This is a genomic window from Psychromicrobium lacuslunae (assembly GCF_000950575.1).
GTDB lineage: Bacteria > Actinomycetota > Actinomycetes > Actinomycetales > Micrococcaceae > Renibacterium > Renibacterium lacuslunae.
Map to the genome: position 1 here is coordinate 3,248,002 of NZ_CP011005.1, position 21,197 is coordinate 3,269,198.

18 protein-coding genes and 1 pseudogene are annotated in these 21,197 nt (G+C 56.3%); 15 read left to right on the forward strand and 4 right to left on the reverse strand.

What is annotated here, in order from left to right; translation table 11 throughout:
• Positions 1 to 13: 13 nt before the first annotated feature.
• The 8 genes from UM93_RS15340 (at position 14) to UM93_RS15375 (ending at position 9,655) form a co-directional block, all read left to right on the forward strand.
• A complete protein-coding gene (locus UM93_RS15340) occupies positions 14 to 1,312 on the forward strand; it encodes an ATP-grasp domain-containing protein (RefSeq protein ID WP_045076388.1) in 1,299 nt (432 codons plus the stop codon).
• Positions 1,299 to 2,579, forward strand: coding sequence for an ATP-grasp domain-containing protein (locus UM93_RS15345; protein ID WP_045076389.1), 1,281 nt, complete (start codon positions 1,299 to 1,301; stop codon positions 2,577 to 2,579). Before UM93_RS15340 ends, UM93_RS15345 begins: the two co-directional genes overlap by 14 nt.
• Positions 2,576 to 3,580, forward strand: a complete 1,005-nt coding sequence (locus tag UM93_RS15350; RefSeq protein WP_157874175.1) for an enolase C-terminal domain-like protein — start codon at positions 2,576 to 2,578, stop codon at positions 3,578 to 3,580. Before UM93_RS15345 ends, UM93_RS15350 begins: the two co-directional genes overlap by 4 nt.
• Positions 3,573 to 5,609 carry an alpha/beta hydrolase family protein gene (locus UM93_RS15355; RefSeq protein WP_157874176.1) on the forward strand — a complete coding sequence of 679 codons (2,037 nt, stop codon included), beginning with the start codon at positions 3,573 to 3,575 and terminating at the stop codon, positions 5,607 to 5,609. The genes UM93_RS15350 and UM93_RS15355 overlap by 8 nt, the downstream gene beginning before the upstream one ends.
• Entirely contained in the window at positions 5,599 to 6,882 is a 1,284-nt protein-coding gene (locus UM93_RS15360) for an MFS transporter (RefSeq protein WP_045076391.1), read from the forward strand. Before UM93_RS15355 ends, UM93_RS15360 begins: the two co-directional genes overlap by 11 nt.
• Before the next feature lie 68 nt (positions 6,883 to 6,950).
• On the forward strand, positions 6,951 to 7,925 hold the full coding sequence (locus tag UM93_RS15365) for a proline dehydrogenase family protein (RefSeq protein ID WP_045076392.1): 975 nt from the start codon (positions 6,951 to 6,953) through the stop codon (positions 7,923 to 7,925).
• A 21-nt stretch (positions 7,926 to 7,946) separates the two neighbouring features.
• The gene (locus tag UM93_RS15370) at positions 7,947 to 8,408 is read left to right on the forward strand and encodes a VOC family protein (protein ID WP_045076393.1); all 462 of its coding nucleotides are present in this window, start codon (positions 7,947 to 7,949) and stop codon (positions 8,406 to 8,408) included.
• A complete protein-coding gene (locus tag UM93_RS15375) occupies positions 8,405 to 9,655 on the forward strand; it encodes an ATP-grasp domain-containing protein (RefSeq protein ID WP_045076394.1) in 1,251 nt (416 codons plus the stop codon). The genes UM93_RS15370 and UM93_RS15375 overlap by 4 nt, the downstream gene beginning before the upstream one ends.
• A gap of 190 nt (positions 9,656 to 9,845) precedes the next feature.
• On the opposite strand, the gene UM93_RS15380 is transcribed toward UM93_RS15375, so the two are convergent.
• On the reverse strand, positions 9,846 to 10,640 hold the full coding sequence (locus UM93_RS15380; RefSeq protein WP_045076395.1) for an HAD-IIA family hydrolase: 795 nt from the start codon (positions 10,638 to 10,640) through the stop codon (positions 9,846 to 9,848).
• Positions 10,641 to 10,902: 262 nt separating this feature from the next.
• Here UM93_RS15380 and UM93_RS15385 point away from each other — a divergent pair, with 262 nt between their 5' ends.
• Entirely contained in the window at positions 10,903 to 11,523 is a 621-nt protein-coding gene (locus tag UM93_RS15385; protein WP_045077592.1) for a TrmH family RNA methyltransferase, read from the forward strand.
• Between the two features lie 170 nt (positions 11,524 to 11,693).
• Here the strand turns inward: UM93_RS15385 and UM93_RS15390 are convergent, their stop codons facing one another.
• Positions 11,694 to 12,539, reverse strand: coding sequence for a peptidoglycan-binding domain-containing protein (locus UM93_RS15390; protein ID WP_162183386.1), 846 nt, complete (start codon positions 12,537 to 12,539; stop codon positions 11,694 to 11,696).
• A 281-nt stretch (positions 12,540 to 12,820) separates the two neighbouring features.
• Here UM93_RS15390 and fbaA point away from each other — a divergent pair.
• The 3 genes and pseudogenes from fbaA to UM93_RS15405 form a co-directional block, all read left to right on the forward strand.
• Positions 12,821 to 13,843: pseudogene (gene fbaA, locus UM93_RS15395) on the forward strand (class II fructose-bisphosphate aldolase); the annotation flags it as partial.
• A 9-nt stretch (positions 13,844 to 13,852) separates the two neighbouring features.
• Entirely contained in the window at positions 13,853 to 14,272 is a 420-nt protein-coding gene (locus UM93_RS15400; protein WP_045076397.1) for a DUF3151 domain-containing protein, read from the forward strand.
• A gap of 108 nt (positions 14,273 to 14,380) precedes the next feature.
• On the forward strand, positions 14,381 to 15,118 hold the full coding sequence (locus UM93_RS15405; RefSeq protein ID WP_045077595.1) for an SDR family oxidoreductase: 738 nt from the start codon (positions 14,381 to 14,383) through the stop codon (positions 15,116 to 15,118).
• Positions 15,119 to 15,210: 92 nt separating this feature from the next.
• Here UM93_RS15405 and UM93_RS15410 read toward each other — a convergent pair whose 3' ends face one another.
• Entirely contained in the window at positions 15,211 to 16,371 is a 1,161-nt protein-coding gene (locus tag UM93_RS15410) for a low temperature requirement protein A (RefSeq protein WP_052663838.1), read from the reverse strand.
• A gap of 94 nt (positions 16,372 to 16,465) precedes the next feature.
• Here UM93_RS15410 and UM93_RS15415 point away from each other — a divergent pair, with 94 nt between their 5' ends.
• The 3 genes from UM93_RS15415 to UM93_RS15425 all read left to right on the forward strand — a co-directional run bounded on the left by UM93_RS15415 (position 16,466) and on the right by UM93_RS15425 (position 19,194).
• Positions 16,466 to 16,795 carry a hypothetical protein gene (locus UM93_RS15415; RefSeq protein WP_045076398.1) on the forward strand — a complete coding sequence of 110 codons (330 nt, stop codon included), beginning with the start codon at positions 16,466 to 16,468 and terminating at the stop codon, positions 16,793 to 16,795.
• Between the two features lie 160 nt (positions 16,796 to 16,955).
• Positions 16,956 to 18,245 carry an adenylosuccinate synthase gene (locus UM93_RS15420; protein WP_045076399.1) on the forward strand — a complete coding sequence of 430 codons (1,290 nt, stop codon included), beginning with the start codon at positions 16,956 to 16,958 and terminating at the stop codon, positions 18,243 to 18,245.
• A 142-nt stretch (positions 18,246 to 18,387) separates the two neighbouring features.
• Positions 18,388 to 19,194 carry a carbon-nitrogen hydrolase family protein gene (locus tag UM93_RS15425; protein WP_045076400.1) on the forward strand — a complete coding sequence of 269 codons (807 nt, stop codon included), beginning with the start codon at positions 18,388 to 18,390 and terminating at the stop codon, positions 19,192 to 19,194.
• A 127-nt stretch (positions 19,195 to 19,321) separates the two neighbouring features.
• On the opposite strand, the gene UM93_RS15430 is transcribed toward UM93_RS15425, so the two are convergent.
• Positions 19,322 to 21,160, reverse strand: coding sequence for a hypothetical protein (locus UM93_RS15430; RefSeq protein ID WP_045076401.1), 1,839 nt, complete (start codon positions 21,158 to 21,160; stop codon positions 19,322 to 19,324).
• Positions 21,161 to 21,197: the final 37 nt, after the last annotated feature.

Genomic DNA, 21,197 nt, shown 5'->3' on the forward strand with positions numbered 1-21,197 from the left:
GGAAACATCCACTATGGGAACTCACCTATCGTCCGGTCTCGCTGTGATTGTCGATGGATATACCAGTGGGAATCATCTACCTCCGGCTTTTCGTCGTGCCGGGGCAGAATTGGCCCATGTGCAATCTACGCCTGAGCTGATGACGACGATGAAACCACCTGCCTTAGAAGCCTACGATTATGTGCTGGCTTCCCAAGATTTTGAGGAGGTGGTAACTCAGCTACGTGGGCTCAGGGCAAGTTGCGTGGTTGCGGGTCAGGAACCGGGCGTGGAGTTAGCTGACAAACTCGCTGAGCGATTGGCCCTGCCGGGAAATGGTACTCGAATGAGCAAAGCTCGTCGGGATAAATTTGAAATGATCGAGGCCATCAAGGGTGCAGGTTTGAATTCTGCGCAGCAAATGCGCTCAGGTGATATCGGGGAGATTCTGGACTGGGTTGAGCAACACGGCGCCTGGCCGGTGGTGGTTAAACCGATCTCCTCAGCTGCATCGGACGGAGTTACTATCTGCACCGATGTTGGGCAGGTGCGTGAGGCTTGTGAAAAACTTTTCGGTAGCTGGGACATCTTTGGTACTCAGAATAATCACATCCTCGTCCAGTCTTATCTTGACGGCGATGAATATAATATCGACACGGTCTCGCTAAATGGCAGCAGGTACACCTGCTGCATCACTCGATACCACAAGAGATTGCTCAATGGTCACCGAGTTTATGATCGAAGTGAGATCGTCGACCCCGAGACGGATCCGGTTGCGGCCGAGATTATCAACTATCTAGATCTGGCCTTAGAGGCCCTCGAGATTCGTAATGGCGCAACGCACGCTGAAGTTATTATTACCCAGGATGGGCCGGCCCTCGTTGAAGTAGGGGCTCGAACCTCTGGCTCATTGCTGCCAGCATTTCATGATGCCTGCACTGGAACAAACCAGGCTGATGTGCTGGCTCTCGCCTACACCGACCCAGCCAGATTTAACTCCGAATATGCGGGTCGCACCTATCGAAAACTTCGCCATGGGAGCGTGACTTACGGAATCACCGAACAATCCGGGGAGGTGCTGGCGGTCAATGAGACGGTGGCGAACGACATTCGGAATTTGCCGACTGTTCGGGAGTTCGTACCCCGCCAGCGTCCAGGCGATCAGCTCGTGCCAACGGCAGACTTATACAGCGCAACTTTCCGTCTACATCAGATAGCCGAGACTGAAAATGAAATTCGCGCCGACTATCAGCAGATTCAAAAGCTAAAAGATGATCTATATGTTCTAGCGAATCAGGGCGCGGATACGGACCTTATTAATGAGCGCAACTAAGCTACTGATGGTTGGTGGGGCCGGCCCCTCTGACCTCAGCATTGATGCCTGCCGTCGGGCAATGACTGCCGCGAAGAACTTGGGATTTGAGATAACCGTAACTTTTTCCGATATTGAGAGTCCGGAAGCCCAAGCGGTCTGTGACCTCGCTGACCATGTAGTTGCTGTCAGCCTTGCCGATACAGCTGAGCGGCGACGCTACATCAACGACCTCGAAGAACCGTATCAAGTGGTTTTCGGTGTGCGTGATGCCATGCAGTTGGCGGTAGCAGAGATTGCTGAAGCACTGCAGGCCCGTGGCAACCCAGTCGAGAGCGTCCACCGCGCCATCCATAAAGATCTCTGCCGCGCCGCGCTGTCCTCGGCCGGCCTAACACAGCCTCGCTTTCAGCTGTGTAGCTCGCTTGAAGAGGCTGAACTCTTTGTTACACGAGAATCAGGACCAGTCATTATTAAACCGCGAGCGGGAACAGCCAGCATCGGAGTGAGTTTAGTAAATGGCCCCGAAGAACTTCCCGCGGCAATTGAATTGCTACCAGAGCCAGATTCCCACTTTATAGCGGAAAGCTACGTGAACGGCGAAGAGTTCAGCATCGAAGGTTACTTTCTGCAAGGCGAACCGGTTTACCTTGCCTGCACTGCCAAGCGAACGCTTTCGAGTAGCTGCTTTGTTGAGGTGGGGCACGTTGTACCCGCTCCGTACGGGCCGGCTGAGCGGAGCAAAATAGAGGACTCAACAACTCGGGCACTCGAGGCCCTGGATTTGAGCTTTGGGGTGTTCCACATCGAAGGCTGGATCGAGGAGGGCGAGGTAACTCTTGGCGAGATTCATACTCGGGTGGGTGGTGACTGGATTCATCTGATGGCGGAATATGCCTCGGGCGTTGATTATTTCAGTGAGGTTTTCGCAGACGCGGTCGGCTCGGCAGTTCCGAAGGAAAAACTATCGCCACCCAGGCAAACCGCGGCAATTTATCTCACCCCGCCACCGGGAGAAATTGTGGCGATTGAGGGGTGGCCAGTTGTGCTGGACGAGCCCGGGGTGCTTCATGCAGAACTTTCAGTGACGTCCGGCGGGTCTATCAGGAGATATCAAAGCAGCCGAGACCGCATCGGAGTAATAGTCGGTACGGCGGCGGGCGAGGCGAGTGAGGTTGAAGAGTACGTTCGTATGCTCAGCCGAACTGTGCAGTTCACGATGGCCGACGGGTCAGTATTCGACGGGCTCGGAACTTTGCTGGAGCGGAACGAAAGGTGGCGGAGTTGAAGACCACAGTTAGTGTGAGCCTTGAGCCGTTCAAATTGGAGCGTGAATTCCGAGTATCGCATGCGGTTACCTCCCAGGTGCATCTACTTCACCTAGTATTGACCGGGCCAGACGGGAGCGCTGGCAGTGGCGAGATCTCGGCCGATTCGGCATTCGATCAAAATGCGGAACTCATCGCGCAAGAAGCGAGGGACATCGTTGAACAGGGCTTTTCGGAAAGCGAGCTGTCCGAGGTAGCAGAAATCGAAAAAGCATTGGGAAGCTGGCGGGGGCGGGTATCTGGTCCGGCTCTTCTGCTTGCTGAGATGGCTTTGCTCGACCGGTGTGCCCGTCTTAGAGACGAATCAACTTGGGAAGTACTACGCCTACCGGAGCCTGGGAAGATCCAGTTGTTACACACAGTGCCGATCGGGGAGGACGCTTCAGTTCGACAAAGACCGCTCAAAGTCAAAGTCGGGGGAGCACACGACCTTGAGGTCATCGAGAGTCTGCAGGGGCAGGCAGGTCCGATTATGCTCGACGTCAATGAAGGTTGGGATCGGGATGCGTGGCAGAAGTTGTCTGCTGCTGTGCAAAGTCTTGCGCCCGCAGTTTTAGAAGACCCGACCAAAGATGAAACGTTACTCGAGGAAATCAAGGAGAGCTTGCCGTCCACATCTATCGTGCTTGATGAAAGCATCCACGATCAACGTGATATCGAACGGGCTCTGCGGATCGGGGTCGGTGCCAACGTTAAAATCATGCGGATGGGGGGCCTGTTTCCGGCAATTCAGTCCCTGCAGAGATTGCGTCAGAACGGGCGGACAAGCATGCTGGGCAGTTTCCTCGAACCCGCCAACGCGGTAGCTTATGCCGCTCAGTTAAACGCCCTGGCGGACTGGACAGATCTGGATGGGCACTTTTGGATCTCCGGCGACCAACCAACAATGCAATACTGGCTTGATTCTAGTCGCTCTGGTAATCCAGTCATCGACTACCGGAAATATGAGCAGCATGCATAAATCTTCAGTGCTTCCCTTTGGAAAATGGGCTTCACCGATTACTGCTTATCAAGTAGCTCAATGCGATGCTCCCGTCGAATGGGCAGGATTCTACGGATCCGATCCGTGCTGGATTGAGTCACGACCAGCAGAAGCGGGACGTCGCGCACTGGTTCGCTCGCACGAAGGAAAGTCTGGAGATATTCGCTGGGAATCTTCGGTCCAGAGCAAAGTCATTGGCTATGGTGGGGTGCCGTGGGCGCCAGTCTCACGATCTGATACGGATGGTTTGCTCATTGTTGATGGCGTCGATCAGCGCGTTTATCTCTTGAGACCTGGGAATGATCGAGTTGCACTGACGCCCGAGGCGATCGAAGGAGAATACCGATACTCCGAATTTTCCGTGACAAACCATCAAATCTGGTGTTTAAGAGAGACTGTGCTGGACGAGGCTGGCCAAAATGTGCAGCGACACATTGTCTCATTTCCGATCTCGGGAGCGGCAGCATCCGATGGCTCGCTAGTGCGAGTCAGGGCCGCCAGCCATGACTTTATGACCGGACCGAAGATTTCGGACGATGGTAGACGAGTTGCCTGGATCGGCTGGAATCACCCGGCCATGCCCTGGGATCGTACGGAAGTCATGATTGCCGAAATTCCCCAAGGTGATGAATCGCTATCTGCAATGTGCGTTGCAGGTAAGGACGCGGAGTCGATTACTCAATTGGAATGGTCAACCAGCGATCGCGGAGCATTGCTGGTGGTGACCGATCGGAGTGGCTGGTGGAACATTGATCAAATCAATGAAGACGGAACCCGTCAAAATCTACACGCGGCGGCCGAGGAATTTGCGGACGCATTATGGCGGATCGGTCAGCGGTGGTTTGTGCCGCTGGATAACGGTTCGATCGCCGTGGTGCATGGCAGGAACACTCGGCGGCTGGGAATTCTAGATATCTACGGGCATCTGACTGATTTGGATACGCCATTTACGGAATGGTTCTCAATCTCAACCGACGGTCGGAAAATAGTCGCGGTGGCTGCTTCTCCGGTTCATCGGCGTACCGTCATAACGGTTGATCCGGAAACTAACACCTGGGAGACCATCCGGCCCGGTATATCCTCGAACGATGAATATACCTCTGTTCCTGAACTCCGCGTTTGGCGCCACGTTGATGGGCGTGAGGTTCATGCCCATCAGTATCGACCTTATAGTCCGATTTTCACCGCCCCTTCGGGACAAAAACCGCCTTATATTGTTGTCGCTCACGGCGGGCCAACAAGCCGCAGCCAAGCCATAAGAAGCCAGGAGTTCAGCTATTTCACCAGCCGGGGAATAGGGGTAATAGACGTTCAATATGGTGGATCCACGGGTTTTGGCCGCGAATTTAGGATGCTACTTCAGCAAAACTGGGGAGTTATCGATGTGATGGATGTTGAGTTTGTAGCCCATAAGCTACTGGAGGAGGGCGAAGCTGGGAAGCTTGCTATTCGCGGTGGTAGCGCGGGTGGTTGGACAGCGGCTTGTGCAATCGGCAAAGAGTCTGGAAGGTTTGCAGCGGCTGCTATCTACTATCCGGTGATCTCACCTGAGCTGTGGTACGAAAACGGGACTCATGACTTTGAGTCGCGATATCTCGATTCACTCCTCGGTCCTTGGCCCGAACAGCGTGAGGTCTATCGGCAGCGTTCGCCTTTAAGCAGTGCGAGTTCGATCCGAGTGCCTTTTGCACTGTTCCAAGGAGAAGAAGACACTGTTTGTCCACCGGAACAGGCTCGGGCCTTAATCGACGCAGTAGGTTCTGTGGGCGATGAGAAAGTTCGGATAAGGAACACCTATAAGACTATCGCGGGTGAGGGTCACGGGTTTGTCAAAATCGAAACTTTGGAGAGTTGTTTAGAAGCCGAGCTCAGTTTGTTCCAATCTGCCCTTGTCGAATCCTCGTCCGAATGCAGTGGAATGCCTGAAACTGAGAGTTCATCGCCCGACTTAACCCGACACAGCAACGTGCGGGATGGCCGGAAGGGAGCGGACACCAATGGGTATTGAAAACATCACAGCTTCGCAGGTGTTGCGGAGATTTTTGGCACTTTACGGGCTGCGCTGGGTGCCAGTTGGTCTATTAATTCCTTCCTTGGTACTGCTCTGTCTGGAGAGAGGCATTTCGGTTGCGGATGTCGGTGTCGCGCTTAGTTTGCGGGGTTTCATTTGGCTGTTCATGGATTTGCCAGCTGGCAGCTTGGCGGACACTTGGGGGCGCAGGCCGGTTCTGCTTACTGCGGCTGCTGTGACCCTCATGAGCCACTTAGCGTTAGCGACCATCCCGACGCTCAGCGGTTTAGTCATTTTTTCCGTATTGCAGGGACTTTACAGAGGTTTGGATAGCGGAACCTTGAACGCTTGGTATGTGGATTCCATGATCGCCCTCGGGAAAAAAGACTCAATTGAAAGAGGATTTAGGCTCTCTGGGGCAGTTCTGGGATGGTCAATTTGTGCGGGTTGCTTGCTCAGCGGCGTTCTTGTCTGGTGGCATCCGATTCCAGGAGTTACGGCGCTAAATCAACCGGTGTTGTTAGCGGTAGCTATCAATCTCATCGTTTTGGCGGCTTCTCTGCGATTCATACCGGAGACAAAGTTGTCATCGTCACAGCCCTTCGGCCGAGCAATCCGGAGCGTTCCGGCTACTCTGCGGGACGGCTTGCGGTTGGTTCGAAACAGTAAAATTCTTCTGGGCTTGGTACTCGTGGAGCTTCTGTGGGGATTCGGAATGGTTGCTACCGAAACCCTGGTGCCGCTTCGACTCGAAGAGATTACTTCTCAAAGTGTCGCTGCCGTTATTCTCAGTCCTGTCACTGCTGCAGGCTGGGGAGTGTCCGCGCTCGGGGCAGCTGCTCTACCGTTACTCACCCGGAAATTCGGACGTGTTGGCGCTGCGGTCACTTTGAAAATAGTACAAGGTATTGCGGTGATTGCAATGGGCTTGGTGGCTGGACCAGTAGGCGTAGTCCTCGGTTACCTTTTTTCGTACATCATCAATGGCGCTGCTACTCCACTCCATAACTCAATGGTGCACGATGCCATTGAGGGCCCCCATCGCACCACCGCATCTTCGGTGAATTCAACTGCCAATCAACTCGCCAATGCGCTGGGATTGATCGTCCTCACTCAGGTAGTTGGTTGGGCATCATCGGCGCTGGCCTTCATTGTCGCGGGGGTCGTGTTGGCAGCAGCGGCACCGCTGTATCTCTTGTCGCGAAGCCCGAAGGTTCCTCCCGGGAGCGGCCAAAAATCAAACGACAAGATGAAAGCCGACGAAGCATAGACGAAGTGGCCGGTATCAAGCGCTGACAAAGTCTTTCGATCTAAGACTCAGAAAACTAAAGGAAATCAATGACTTTTGATGAAAACTTGTATGACGCGGAGGCTAGTCGAACTCTCAGGCGCTTGGCACGCTCGCCAGAGTACCGAGCCGCGTTCGACAATGGTGAGTTACTTAGGGAGACGCTTTGGCCAGCAGCTAACCGATATATTCTTAGCGAAGATTCCGTTGGCTTGTTGCAGAAGTTCCCGGTTTTAGCGGCCAAGGGCTATCGGCTTGCGGTCGAGCTAGTTGGCGAAGAGGCTAAAACAGCAGAAGAAATTGACATCGTTGTCAATGAATATCTAGCGCTTCTTAAGCATCTCCCCGGAGCTATCGATGAGCCCGTACAGCTAGGCTTCGATCTATCCAATCTGGGTTCAACTCTGAGTTGGCAGCTCGCCGAGGAGAATACAGCGCGCTTGCTCACCGTGGCTGCCGAACAAAACGCTCACATCGTCCTGAGCATGGAAAACAGTGAACAACTCCCCAATATTTTGAGGGTTTTTGAACGGCTTGCAAAAGATCATAAAAATATCGGGATAACGCTCCAAGCCTACCTTCATCGAACTCGTGATGATATTGCTCGGGTAGCCGAAATCGGAGCGAAGGTGCGGCTTGTTAAGGGTGTTTATGACGAGCCAGTGCAGCTAGCGCTGCCTAGGGGGGAAGAGCTCAATCGGAGGTATGAGAGTTTACTTGAATACATGCTCGAGTTGGGGATAAAGACGTCGATGGCGACTCACGACTCTGCGGTTATTTCAATGGCGAGAAATGAGGGCTTGCTCTCGAGAGTCGAAGAAGTTGAAATGCTTCATGGGGTTCAACCGGGGCTCCTGAAGAGCCTTAAGGAGGAGGGAGTTCCCTGCAGAATTTACTGCTGTTATGGCCGGTCTTGGTGGCTCCATCTGCTGCATCGATTGGCCGAGCATCCGGCTAATGTCCTTCAGAGTATTGCTGATATCGGCGATCACAGACGTACAGCGTCATCCGGCGCTGACTATTAAAACGAAAGAAAAGGTAGCAAAATGACCTCTGAAATTCTCCGCGTATCGGTTGACAGCAAGGATCCGTACGGACAGAGCTTGTGGTGGGCGAAAGTGATCGGGTACACCGAAGATCCGACCAACCGAAATTATCCTGAGGATCCTTGTGGCCTCCTCATCACCACAGGTGATGGGTTGCCTGCGCTCGTCTTCGAAAGAGAGCGTCCTAGCGATAGCGAGCGAATTCGCCCAACAGAGATGCATCTGGATATCAAACCTACCGACTGCACTCAGGCTGAAGAAGTGCAGCGACTTCAAGACATGGGGGCAACCATTCTCGAAGATCACCGTGACAATGAAGGTCGTGAGGGTTGGGTGGTGATGGCAGATCTGGAGGGCAACAACTTCTGTGTACTCCGCTCAGAGCAAGACAAAGCCGAATGGGTGGAAAAGCTGGACAAACTTGGGATCAAGCCTCGCAATGAAGCTGTGGGGGATCAATGATTCCTGAACGTACTGTAGGCGTTCTTGTGGATGCCTACAGTACGGGGAACTATCTACCTCCTGTTTTCGATGAATTAGGAATTGATTTAGTTCATGTTTTTAGCACTCCGGAGCCGATGACCACTATGCTTCAACCCAATCCTGATGGCTATTGCAAGATGCTCGCCATGGGCCGGGATGACGTTGTGGCTGAGCTCCAAGCCCTACAACCTTCGTTTGTCATTGCAGGGCAGGAGCCAGGCGTTCCGCTAGCAGATTGGCTTAGCGAGACCCTTAATCTCCGAACCAATGGTTCCGCGCTTTCTTCGGCGAGGCGAAACAAATTTGAGATGATCGAGACGGTAGGTGCAGCGGGCCTAAAAGTCGCGAAGCAAAGCCTCGCTAATAGTGCTGAGGCGGCGGCGGATTGGGCAAGAACCAATGCTCATTGGCCATGTGTAGTAAAGCCCATCTCCTCAGCATCAACAGACGGCGTCGTTGTTTGTCGATCTGAAGCGGAGGTGCTTTCGGCAGCAAGAAGGATTCTTGGAAAACGCGATATTTTCGATGAGCTTAATGACCAAGTCTTAGTTCAGACGTATTTAGCGGGCACTGAGTACATTGTGGATACTGTTTCCTGTGATGGCCAAGCCCGTGTCGTTGGCATCTGGCGTTATGAGAAGTTTCTCCTCGATGACGGGAGCCCCATTTACAATCGTGATGTCCTGGTTGCGCCATCGGATCCAATCTGTGACTCGCTTCGTGAATACGTCACTCGAGTTCTAGATGCTTTGGGTATTCAGAACGGGCCAGCGCATGCTGAGATCATTGTGGAAGCGGATGGGCCGGCTCTGGTCGAGATTGGAGGCCGGTTGAATGGCAATATGCACCCGGCTCTACATGATATTTGCCTCGGCACAGATCAGGCGAAGCTCACAGCTCAGCTGTATGCCTCTTCTAAGGATTTTACTGATAATTATCTTAAACAGCCCTACACAGTTAGGCAGCCCGCAGTCGTTTATAACGCCCCAACTTCGCATAGCGGAACCGTTGTTTCAATCGATGATGAGCTTGTGTCACGAATACGTGACTTTCCGAGCGTGGTAGATCTGACCGTGAAAAAGAAACCCGGAGACGTAATTCGACCAACCACTGATTTACTGTCGAGTCCGCTGCGGTTTTTTATGACCCACGAAGATGAGGCTCAATTGGAGAATGACTATCACAAGATTGAGCAAATACATGAGGAAATATACGTAGTCTCCTGACTATTTAGTAGTTCACGCCTCTCAACTGCCGGGTGGCTACTCACGAAGTATGGTGAGAAGTCACCCGGTGTTGGTGACAACTGGTGGTTAGTGGCTCGCCCAGTGTTGGCGTGCTTGGATGGCGCAGCAGTCGGTTCATTTCATGGTCTTGAAGTGGCAGATTCCACCGTGCATCCTCTTATTGCGACGCTTAGATCAGCGGAATCAGCTCGGCAACCGACTCGAGGGTCTGGTCCGGTCGGAACGGGAAGGCGTCAACATCGCCGGGCTGGGTGATCCCGGTGAGCACCAAGACAGTGTGCAAACCTGCTTCCATACCGGCAATGATGTCAGTGTCCATCCGGTCCCCGATCATTGCGGTGGTTTCCGAATGCGCCTCAATCTGATTCATTGCCGAGCGGAACATCATCGGATTCGGTTTGCCCACCACATAAGGTTCTCGGTTGGTGGCCTTGGTGATCAAAGCGGCGATCGCCCCGGTGGCCGGCAGCGGCCCCTCCTTGGACGGCCCGGTGGCATCCGGATTAGTTGCGATGAAGCGGGCGCCCTCGCCAATCAGGCGAATCGCCTTGGTGATGGCGTCGAAGGAGTAGCTACGAGTCTCGCCGAGCACCACGTAATCGGGACTCTGGTCGGTCAGGATAAAGCCAGCCTCATGCAGGGCGGTGGTCAGCCCAGCCTCACCGATCACGAAGGCACGGCCTCCGGGCATTTGCGATTTCATGAATTCGGCTGTCGCCAGCGCCGAGGTCCACAGATTCTCCTCCGGAATCTGCAGACCCGAGGCCTTCAACCGGGCGGCCAGATCCCTCGGGGTGTAAATCGAATTATTGGTTAGCACCAGGAAGCGTCGGGAGGTGTCCACCCAGCGTTGAATCAACTCGGCAGCGCCCGGGACGGCCTGATTTTCGTGCACCAGCACGCCGTCCATATCGGTCAACCAGCATTCAATATCTTCAGCTTTGCGGGGTTCGTCGTGTGCCATACCTCCAAGTCTTTCACCGATTCGAGAGTAACTCGAGGTCAACGTGAGGCAAATAGCTTAGAGCTCGGGTAGATAGGCTAGTTATGTGAGCACAATCGCGCAGCCCGGAGACGGCGCCCCGGACACTCCCCATACCGCCATCCCAGCAGCGGAATCGACTAGCCAAGATCCGATTGAGCTGAGCGGAGCTGCCGCCAAGGGCGCTGATTCCTCCAAACAAGCAGATAGCGAACCGGCTACAGGTGCGGAGGCAGTGGCGGAGATGATCGGCGTCGGCCCGTGGGAGGGAACCTGGCCGCAAGGCGAGCAGTGGGACCCTGAACTACTCGCCGAAGGCGACCGCCGGAACGTTATAGATGAGTTCCGGTACTGGCGACATGATGCCATCGTGGCCGCGCTGGATGAACGTCGCCACGAGTTTCACGTCGCGATTGAGAACTGGCAGCACGATCTGAACATCGGTTCGGTGGTGCGCACCGCCAATGCTTTTCTGGCCAAAGAAGTGCACATTATTGGCCGACGCCGTTGGAACCGGCGCGGCGCTATGGTCACCGATAAGTACCAGCACGTCAGGCATCATCCGACGGTCGAGGACTTTGTGAATTGGGCGGCGGAGGAGGGGGTCGTCGTGATCGGGATTGATAATTTCCCCGATTCGGTGCCCCTGGAAAGCTACCCGCTGCCGAGCAAATGCGTCTTGGTGTTCGGCCAGGAAGGCCCCGGGCTGACACCGGAAGTGCATCAGGCGGCTGAAGCAACTCTTTCGATTGCCCAATACGGTTCGACTCGCTCAATCAACGCTTCAGCGGCTGCGGCCATTGCGATGCATGCTTGGATTCGCAGATACGAATTCGGTCAGCGAGTTTCCGGATCGGCGCCCTGAGCCAAGGTTTAGCGCTTAGAGGCTTACGCCGAGCGCGCTGTTCGTGATCCGAGCGGTTGTCCATCTGTTAAAAGACTTTGCCCCGCTGCCTTCGAGTGGTGGAGTTGAAATCCCCCAAAAATGTCGTTCAACTCGAACCGAGACAGCAGGGCAGAGCCCGATAGAGGGGCTTAGCGCAGATACTCTTCCCAATAAGTCTTGGTGACCTTGGGGCCATCATCTGCCGCATGCGAAGCCAAGCCGTTACGACCACGGTAGTAATCGCCGACCTGGGCTTGAGCTGAAGGAGACATATCGGTGTCGCAGATGGCCACCGCGTGGATGTGATGCGCAAAGCCCTGCGCCGGGGTGCGGTGCCAGGCGGCAAAGCCAACCTCACGGAGCGCTTTGACCATCTTGGTCATCTGCGCCGAAGTCTTACCGCTCACCGAGATATCGACCACGCCGCCACCGTCGTGCGTACCAGCGGAGGCGCCGACGCCACCCGGGTTGTAGGAGCCCTGAGTGAGTGACATGGTGATGCCAGCCCGTTTGCCCGCTGCCACCAGCATGTTCTTGGTCCGAGTGTTCACTCGCTTACCGCTCACAGTGGTTTTCGCGCCAACGGTAATCGGCCTGGTCACCGTGTAGCGATTGGTGCCGAGCTTCTTCAGCGAGGTTGGACCGGGCAAGCCGCTGGCATCCAAGCCGGTGTAGCCGAGCGACTGTTGGTATTTCTTGTAGGCGGCAATCGTCATTTTGCCGAAGTTTCCATCGGCATAGCCTGCGGCCAGGAACTTCTTGGCGATCAGGGCCTGCTGTACTAGCTTCACCGAAGGGCCAGCGCCAGCGGTGATCGCGACCGAACCGCGGTATGGGTCAACTTGAGCGGCCAGAACGACCTTTTCCATATTGACCGCTGGCAACGCTGCACTGGCCAGGCCAGCCCCTAAAGTCGGTACGCTGAGCACTGCAGCGGCCGCGCCTAAGGCACCGGTTTTGAGAAAAGTCTTCCGGCTAAATCCTTGATCTGTCATAGTCATATCTTTCGATTGGTGATGCCGAGAATCATTGAGCGGATTCAGTCAAACAGGGCAAAGCGGCTTCGACAATGGGTAGATCTCCCCTGTCAGCTTTCTGTGGGATAAGGCCCAGCAGTTGTGCAGCTAGTGACCAGTTGCTGGTCGATTGCCAGGATCTGAGGTCCAAGCGATCGGTGTAATCGAAGTGTGGGAAAGCGAGCTTGCGCAATAACTACCCCGAGGGCAGGCGGCTTGAGTTAAGATGAGAGCGACCCAGCAAGTTACCTCAAGGAGTACGTATGCCTATCGCGACACCGGACGAATACGCAGAGATGATCGATCGCGCAAAGGCTGGCGGTTTCGCCTACCCCGCAGTGAACGTGACCTCCTCGCAGACCCTCAATGCAGCCCTGCAAGGCTTTGCCGACGCCGGTTCTGATGGCATTGTGCAGGTCTCCACCGGTGGCGCAGCCTATTGGTCGGGTGCCAAGGTCAAAGACATGGTGGCGGGTTCCCTGGGCTTCGCAGCATTCGCTCGTGAGGTGGCTAAGAACTACCCGGTCAAAGTAGCGCTGCACACCGACCACTGCCCTAAGGACAAGCTGGACGGCTTTGTGTTGCCATTGTTGGCCGCTTCGGAGGCGGAGGTGGCTGCTGGCCGTAACCCGTTCTTTAACTCGCATATGTGGGATGGCTCCGCCGAGACTCTGGAGGAGAACTTGCGGATTGGCAAGGAACTGCTGCCCCGGATGGCGGCCGCCAAGATGATTCTTGAGGTCGAAATCGGTGCGGTCGGCGGTGAGGAAGACGGTGTTGATAACGAGATCAATGACAAGCTCTATTCCACCGTCGCCGATGGCTTGGCGACCGTTGAGGCGCTGGGCTCGGGCGAGAATGGCCGGTACATCACGGCGCTGACCTTCGGAAACGTGCACGGCGTATACAAGCCGGGCAATGTGAAACTGCGCCCCGAGATCCTCAAGGAAATTCAGGATCAGGTGGGTGCCAAGCTCGGTAAGAGCAGCCCCTTCGACTTGGTCTTCCACGGCGGCTCGGGTTCCACTCCACAGGAAATTGCCGACGCGGTTTCCTTCGGTGTGATCAAGATGAACATCGACACTGACACCCAGTACGCCTACACCCGCCCGGTGGCCGATCACATGTTCAAGAACTACGACGGCGTGCTCAAGGTGGACGGCGAGGTCGGCAATAAGAAGACTTACGACCCGCGAGTCTGGGGTGCTTCTGCTGAAGCTGGTCTGGCCGCGCGTTTGGTACTTGCTGCACAGGAGCTCGGCTCCGCTGGCAAGAGCCTCTAGGCGGTTCGGATGTCTGACGAATTCCGGAAGAATCTGATCGGCCCAGAGCCGACTTTGCTGCCGGTGGAACCGGAGGTCACTGAGCGATTGGCTGGCGGTGCCGAGCCGGTCGACGTTGCCGCTAGTTTTCCGGCCTCGTCCCTGCCTTGGGCCCTGTTGGCGGAGGAAGCTCTCACCGCTGGGCACACAGTGGAGGCCTATGCCTATGCCCGCACCGGGTATCACCGCGGCCTCGATGCGCTACGGCGTAACGGCTGGCGAGGAACCGGCCCGATCCCATGGCAGCATGAGCCGAACAGAGGTTTCCTGAAGGCGCTCTACGCCCTAGGGCAGGCTGCCGGCTCGATCGGTGAGACCGAGGAAGCCGAACGAGTGGCTACTTTCCTCAATGACTCAGACCCGCAAGCCTTGGTCGAGCTGCAGAAATAGACCGGCACCAAACCGCCGAGTTCGCGGGAGAGTCTCGGATTCGCTAGGAATTACTAGCGAATCCGAGACTTGACCGCGAACTCGGCGAAATTTTTTCAAAGGGGAAATGTGGCACAGGATTTAAGCGGCCGTACAGTCGTGCTGATCGGTGGCGGTAGCGGAATTGGCTTTCAAGTAGCGCTCGCAGCGGCTGAGGCCGGAGCCTCACTCGTCCTGGGCTCCCGGAACCTCGATAAACTCAGCAACGCGGCTACTCAGATCGAACAGCAATACCCAGCAGTGAAGGTGCAGTATGGGGCGGTCGACGTCGAAGACGAGGCGTCGATTGGACGATTCATCAGTGATATCGAAAGCATTGATCACCTGCTGGTGACTGCGGCTAATTACGTGACTGGTTCGCTGGAAGAACTCAGCCTCGAACAGGCTGCCAGCCCCTTCGTCTCGAAATTTTGGGGCCAGTACAACGCGGTGCGGCATGCTCGTCCCAAGTTGAGCGCGGATGCCTCTATTGTGTTGATGTCTGGTGCCGCTGGTGCCAGGCCGCCCGGCGCAGCACCGGCCTATGTTGCTTGCAACTCAGCCATCGAGGGCCTAGGCAGAGGCTTGGCCGTGGAGTTAGCACCGGTTCGGGTGAATGTGGTGTCCCCGGGCACCGTCGAAGGTAATCTCTGGGCCAATCGAGATCAGGCCGTACGGGACGCCGCCTTCGAGTCATATCGAGGCGCCACTGTGCTTCACTCACTCCCGCAGGAACGAGATGTGGCCGAAGTGGTGATGATGCTCTTTAGTAATCGTGCGATGACCGGAGCTACCATTTTCCCGGATTCCGGCTACACCTTCCACTAACCGAGTTCCACTAAGCGAGCTGTGCGGCGGAATTAGCTGCCGGGATGGCCATGCTGGAAACATCGCCCCGGCTCAGTGCAGTTCAGTGCAGCTCAGTTCAGGTGCTTGGTGCGGTGCGGCACCGCGTAGGCGGTCAAGAACGCCACCAGTGCCACTAGGATCAGCGCCGTGATTTGCAGCGAAAACGGTGCGAAAACACTGAGCAGGATCAGCACCACCGCGGCTGGCATTGCCACATTGCTCGGGGTGGTGGCTTGCGGCCGAACCACCAATAACCAAACAAAGAACACGAAAACCGCTACCGGAACGCAGAGTGTAGCGGCGGCCGCCGCGGCTTCCAGGGTGGCGTGCTGAGTTTCCACTTCGAGCGCCACCTCAATTCCAGCGGAAACCGCTGCCGCCGCCGCGAAGACGAAGTAGTGACCATAGCCCCAGCCCAGTGCGGTTCTGAAACTAGTCAGCAACTCGTGTTGTGGCAGCGCGAAGTATATCCACCAGAGGCAGGCCACAATCACGAATCCGGTACCGGCAATCAGCAGCAGGTCACCGAGTTGTTCGGATTCGTTCACAGCCTCGATCACCGCGGTAGTGGAGGCCAGCACCGATTCGCCCAACACAATAATGGTGAACAGGCCGTAGCGTTCGGTGATGTGGTGCCGGTGCCAGGGCGTGGTGTTGAAGCGCTCGGCCACCACGGGGACCGCGATCTCCGCGAGAGCCCCGACCAAGAACATCCAGGGCTTGATGCCGTCCGGCACTACGACCGCGAAGAGTACCCAGTAAACCTGCACGATGGCGATGCCAATGGCGTAGCCAAAGGCGGTCTTCCGACCGCTCGGGTCGCCTATCCCGGCTCTGATCCATTGCAGGATAATGGCCACGCGCATAATGATGTAACCGCTGATTCCCAGGGTGAAATTAGGGTGCTCAGGGTTCGCAATACCGGTCACACCGGCGGCAAAAACCAGAGCGCCAGCCATCTGCACCAGAGTCAGGATCCGGTAGTACCAATCGTCCGTGCCGTAGGAGGTGGCGAACCAGGTGAAGTTCATCCAGGCCCACCAGATCGCGAAGAACGCCATCGCAAAACCGAGCAAGCCGACGCTGAAGTGACCCGCGGCCTCGTTGTGCAGGAGGGTACGGCCAGCTACCCCCACTGCGACCACGAAGACCAGGTCGAAGAACAACTCAAGCGGGGTTGATACCCGATGAGGTTCGTGTGGGTTACGGCGGATCATGCTGGGGAATCGCATCAGAATCTCCGGTTCGGATCAAAACAAATCGTTGAGACTCAAGATCATAGCTGTGTGACCCTGCCGATGGTGGCATGATGAGGCTGTGGACATCATGGAGTCATCAGAGCAGGCCGTTGCAGCCTTCCACTCGGTTGCCGAAATCTTCGCCGACCAGGACGTGGTGCTGGGCAAAACCTTCGGTGCTGCGGCGCTGATGCTGAATAAGAAAGCCATTGGCTGTTTGCACGGCGAGAAGATGGCCTTCAAGCTCGGTCGCGACTCAGCTCGACACGCCGAGGCGCTTTCGCTGCCTGGAGCGACGCTTTTCGATCCCTCGGGGATGGGTCGACCCTTCAAGGACTGGGTGGAAATTCCGCTTGCTGAGGCTGCTGATTGGCTGGATTTCGGTCGGGCGGCGGTGCAGGCGCAACAGTCCGGCTAGTCGACGCTACCGGCTCAGTCCGGTTTCGAGCGCTGATGAACAAACTTCGGCTTAGCTACTGAGTCCGCTAAACTTGCTAGGTAAGAGCCCCGGAACTCTTACTTCGCCTGGTGCGAACGCAAGAGGAAAGGGGCATCGCTATGAAATGGGGGAGGTTCCCATGCCAGCAGTAGTGATCGTCGGCGCCCAATGGGGCGACGAAGGCAAGGGTAAGGCTACGGATCTGTTGGGGGGTCGCGTCGATTATGTCGTGAAACCCAATGGAGGAAACAACGCCGGGCACACAGTTGTGGTGGGCGGTGAGAAGTATGAGCTAAAGCTTCTTCCCGCAGGTATTCTGAGTCCGAACGCCATCCCGATGATCGGTAATGGCTGTGTGGTCAACCTTGAAGCGCTCTTCGAAGAGATTGACGCCCTTGAGGCGCGTGGTGCGGATACTTCACGGCTCCGTATTTCGGCGAATGCCCATCTGGTGGCGCCCTATCACCAGGTCCTCGACAAGGTGACCGAACGGTTCCTTGGCAAGCGTGCGATTGGCACCACCGGTCGTGGCATCGGCCCGGCGTATATGGACAAGGTCGCGCGGCTTGGGATTCGAGTTCAAGACGTCTTCGACGAGTCGATTTTGCGCCAGAAAGTGGAAGGTTCACTCGCTCAGAAGAACGAGTTGCTGGTCAAGGTTTACAACCGTCGCGCCATTGGCGTTGATGAGACTGTGCAGTACTTCCTGGACTTCGCCGAGCGGCTCCGGCCCTTCGTTATCGACACGACGCTGGAACTCAACCGTGCGCTTGACGACGGCAAGGTCGTGTTGATGGAAGGCGGCCAGGCGACCTACCTTGACGTCGATCATGGCACTTACCCCTTTGTCACTTCCTCTAACCCGACCGCAGGCGGGGCCTCGGTGGGCTCCGGCATCGGTCCGAGCCGGATCACGCGGGTGGTTGGCATCATCAAGGCTTACACCACCAGAGTTGGCGCTGGCCCCTTCCCGACCGAGCTTTTCGATGAAATGGGCGACTATCTGCAGAAGAAGGGCGGCGAATTCGGTGTCAACACCGGCCGGCCGCGTCGTTGCGGCTGGTACGACGCGGTGCTGGCTCGGCACGCTTCACGGATCAATGGCTTTACCGATTACTTCGTGACCAAGCTCGACGTGCTGACCGGTATCGAAAAGATCCCTGTTTGCGTCGCTTACGACGTCGACGGAGTGCGTCACGACGAGATGCCGATGACGCTGACTGATTTCCATCATGCCAAGCCGATCTTCGAATATTTTGATGGCTGGACTGAGGACATCTCCGATGCAAAAACGCTCGACGAGCTGCCGACAAACGCCCGTGACTACGTGCTCGCCTTGGAGAAGATGTCGGGTACCAGGTTCTCTGCCATTGGGGTCGGACCGGATCGCGATCAAACCATTGTGTTGCACGATTTAATCGATGACTGATTCGGTAGCTGAATTGATCACTGAGCGGGTAGTTGCTTAGCGGAGAAACAGCCGCGGATTCTTAGCGGACTCGTTGCTTTTTCTCAGCGCCAGCGGACAGACTTAAACCGAGTACCACCAGTTTCAGGAAAGAGGTGGCCGAATGAAGGTCAGCGTAGGACAATTCACCCCGGGCGGCGACGTGGCCGAGAACATCACCACGATGCGCCGTCTAGCCGAACAAGCCAAATCTGACGGTAGCGAATTGATTCTGTTCCCTGAAGAAGCAATGTTCTCGGTGGCTAAGGTGGATTCTGATTTCCGTGCTGCCGTGGATGCGGGTTGGAGTATCTTCGTTCAGCAGCTCTCTTTCGTCGCGGCAGAGCTGAAGATTGCCATGATTGCTGGTGGCTATGAGTCCAGCGGTGAGGAACGTCCTTACAACACCCTGGTTGCGATAGACGCCAGCGGCGCGATCTTAGGGACCTATCGGAAGCTCCACCTTTACGACGCCTTCTCCTATCAGGAATCCAAAAGGATTTTGCCCGGCGACGGCGGGCTGACCGTGGTGCGGATTGGCGAGCTCAAGGTGGGCATGATGACCTGTTACGACGTGCGCTTTCCCGAGCTGGCTAGAGCGCTTGCCGAACAAGAAGTTGATTTGCTCTGCGTTGCCGCCGCCTGGTTTAAGGGCGAGCACAAGATCGACCACTGGGAGACCTTACTCAAAGCCCGGGCAATCGAAAACACTTGCTGGGTCGCCGCCGCCGGGACCACAAGTGAGCATTGTATTGGACACTCGGTCATCCTCGACCCGATGGGTGTGCCGACGGCCTTCCTCAATGAGGAACCCGAAGGCGTTGCCAGTTCCGAAGTCACCATGAAACGAATTGCTGAGGTCCGCGAGTTTCTCCCGGTGCTGAAGAACCGCCGGATCAAGTCAGTGCGGGAGATCGTTCCCGCGCACTGATATCCGCTTGCTTGAACGGGTGTTTGCTTGAACTGACAATTACTTGAACTGCGCTTGCGGGAACGGGCACGACGTTTGGCAGGAGCTAGCTGATTGGCCGCGAAAGCGAGCTTAAGCCGCTGGCGAGTTATTGCCTGAGGAAGCGGTTTCGCCTCAGCCTCAGCTTGCTGAGCAGCAACACTGTGCAGCCAGCCAAGGTCAGCAACCCAGCTCCGCCGCTCACCGCTAAGAGTCCAGCGTTGCCGGTGTTCGCCAGCTTTGCCACCCCTTGATTGGGCTGCGACGAGGACTGGCTAGGCGGAGAAGCCGTGGTAGCTGGGGCTGGTTTGGTTGGTGCAGTTGAAGGTGCAGCGACGGGACCGGGGTGCGGAGGCTGGGGCATTGGCGCGGAGGCCCGCTTCAAACAGACGGTCTCCTGCGGATCACCGAATATCCCCCGGAAGGGGACGACCTCGGTCGACCCAGCCACGGTTGCCACCACGGTGTAACAACCGGGTAGCGGCAAGATGCCGAAGTCCGCTTTCATCGGCCCGGAGAGCGGTAACTCGACGCTCTTAAAAATCTTACTTCCGGCCGGAACTTGGCTGGCAGGGAGAGGGCGTTCGGCGAGTGGCCCGTACATCGTGAGTCGCACGGTCTGCCCCGCTGGTATCGAACCGCTGAGGTGTAACTGATCAGAAATAGCAATTCCTGGCTCGCCCTGGTGGCTGGAAAGCTCGGTTGAAATAGCCGGACGCCATCGGGAGAGGCTTGTTTCCGCCGGAAGCCCGAAGCTACCTTGCCAGGGCCTAATCGAATCGTGTGCACTAGCGGGAATCGCGCTGCTGGGGTTAATACGTTCCGTCCAGACGTAGTAGCCCGGTTTGCTGATCGTGAGTGCGGGAGTACTGAAGCGCCCGGGGCCTCGTACCGCGGTACTCACGGTGCCCAGTAGGGGCGTACCGGAGGGAACCACAGTGGATTCTCGAGGCCTAGCGTTCAAGGGTCCCCAGAGCATAGAGATCACCCTCAGTTCAACGGGCTTATTGCTTTGCGGGTCAATGAGCCATGTTTGCCCTCCAGCCGGACCAGCAGCTAAGGAAACCGTGAGGGTGTCGTTGAGTTCGGCAGTTCCCGATAGCACCTTGGCCGAGGTTTCAGTATGCACGACGGGTTTCATTGAAAGGGCTTGAACCTTCAGTGTTGCTTGCACCGGGGAGGTGACTTCAGAGCTGATCAGGCGCTGAGTGGTTTTGCTTTTTGGCACCAACCATTGCAGTGCTGCCGCGGGAGCCTGATCAACCGCAACCTGCAATGATCCGGCACCGAAGCCTGTGCGCTGTACTGGCACCATGTGCGCCGTTGCCGTTGAAGTCCAAAGCTGATCCTTTCCGGCTACGCTCAGCGTCCCCGAACTTTTGAGCCGCACCGCCAAACCGGGGACCGAGGCTCCCGAAGCGCCAAGGATCGACACCGAAGCGGCTCCGGGGCGGGACATCGCCATGGCAATTCGATAGGGGCCAGCAAAGCGTAGCGATTGCTCGGTGAGCGAGAGACCGAGCGAAACAGCGGCGGCGGGCAGCGACCCCTTAGCGATAATCTGGCTCATCCCGGGACTATGCCAGGAACGGCCCGGCGAGGTGAGCGCCCAGATCGATAACTGCACGGCGGCAGCTGTCAGATTGTCATGCGTTCGTCCCCAGCGCAGCAGAAGGTAGGAAAGCGCCGAATTTTGCTGAGGGCTGAGCCGCACTCCGTCACTGCGGACAAAGCTGCCTTCTTTCACTGCCACATAGGATTCATTGACGCCCGGCGAATGTTTTTCATAGTCGGTACAGTAAACCAATAAGCCTTCAGCGTTTCTTTGTTGTCCAACCCAGAGCGCGGCACTCCCCAGCCCAGCGCCCAGCCGCCAGCCAGTCGAGATCGCGCTGGCCTGGCCTATAGGCAGCAAGAGGCAGCAAAGCGCGATGACTAAGCCGATCATAGCGATCAGTTTTCTTTTCAGGTTTCTTCTCAAGGGT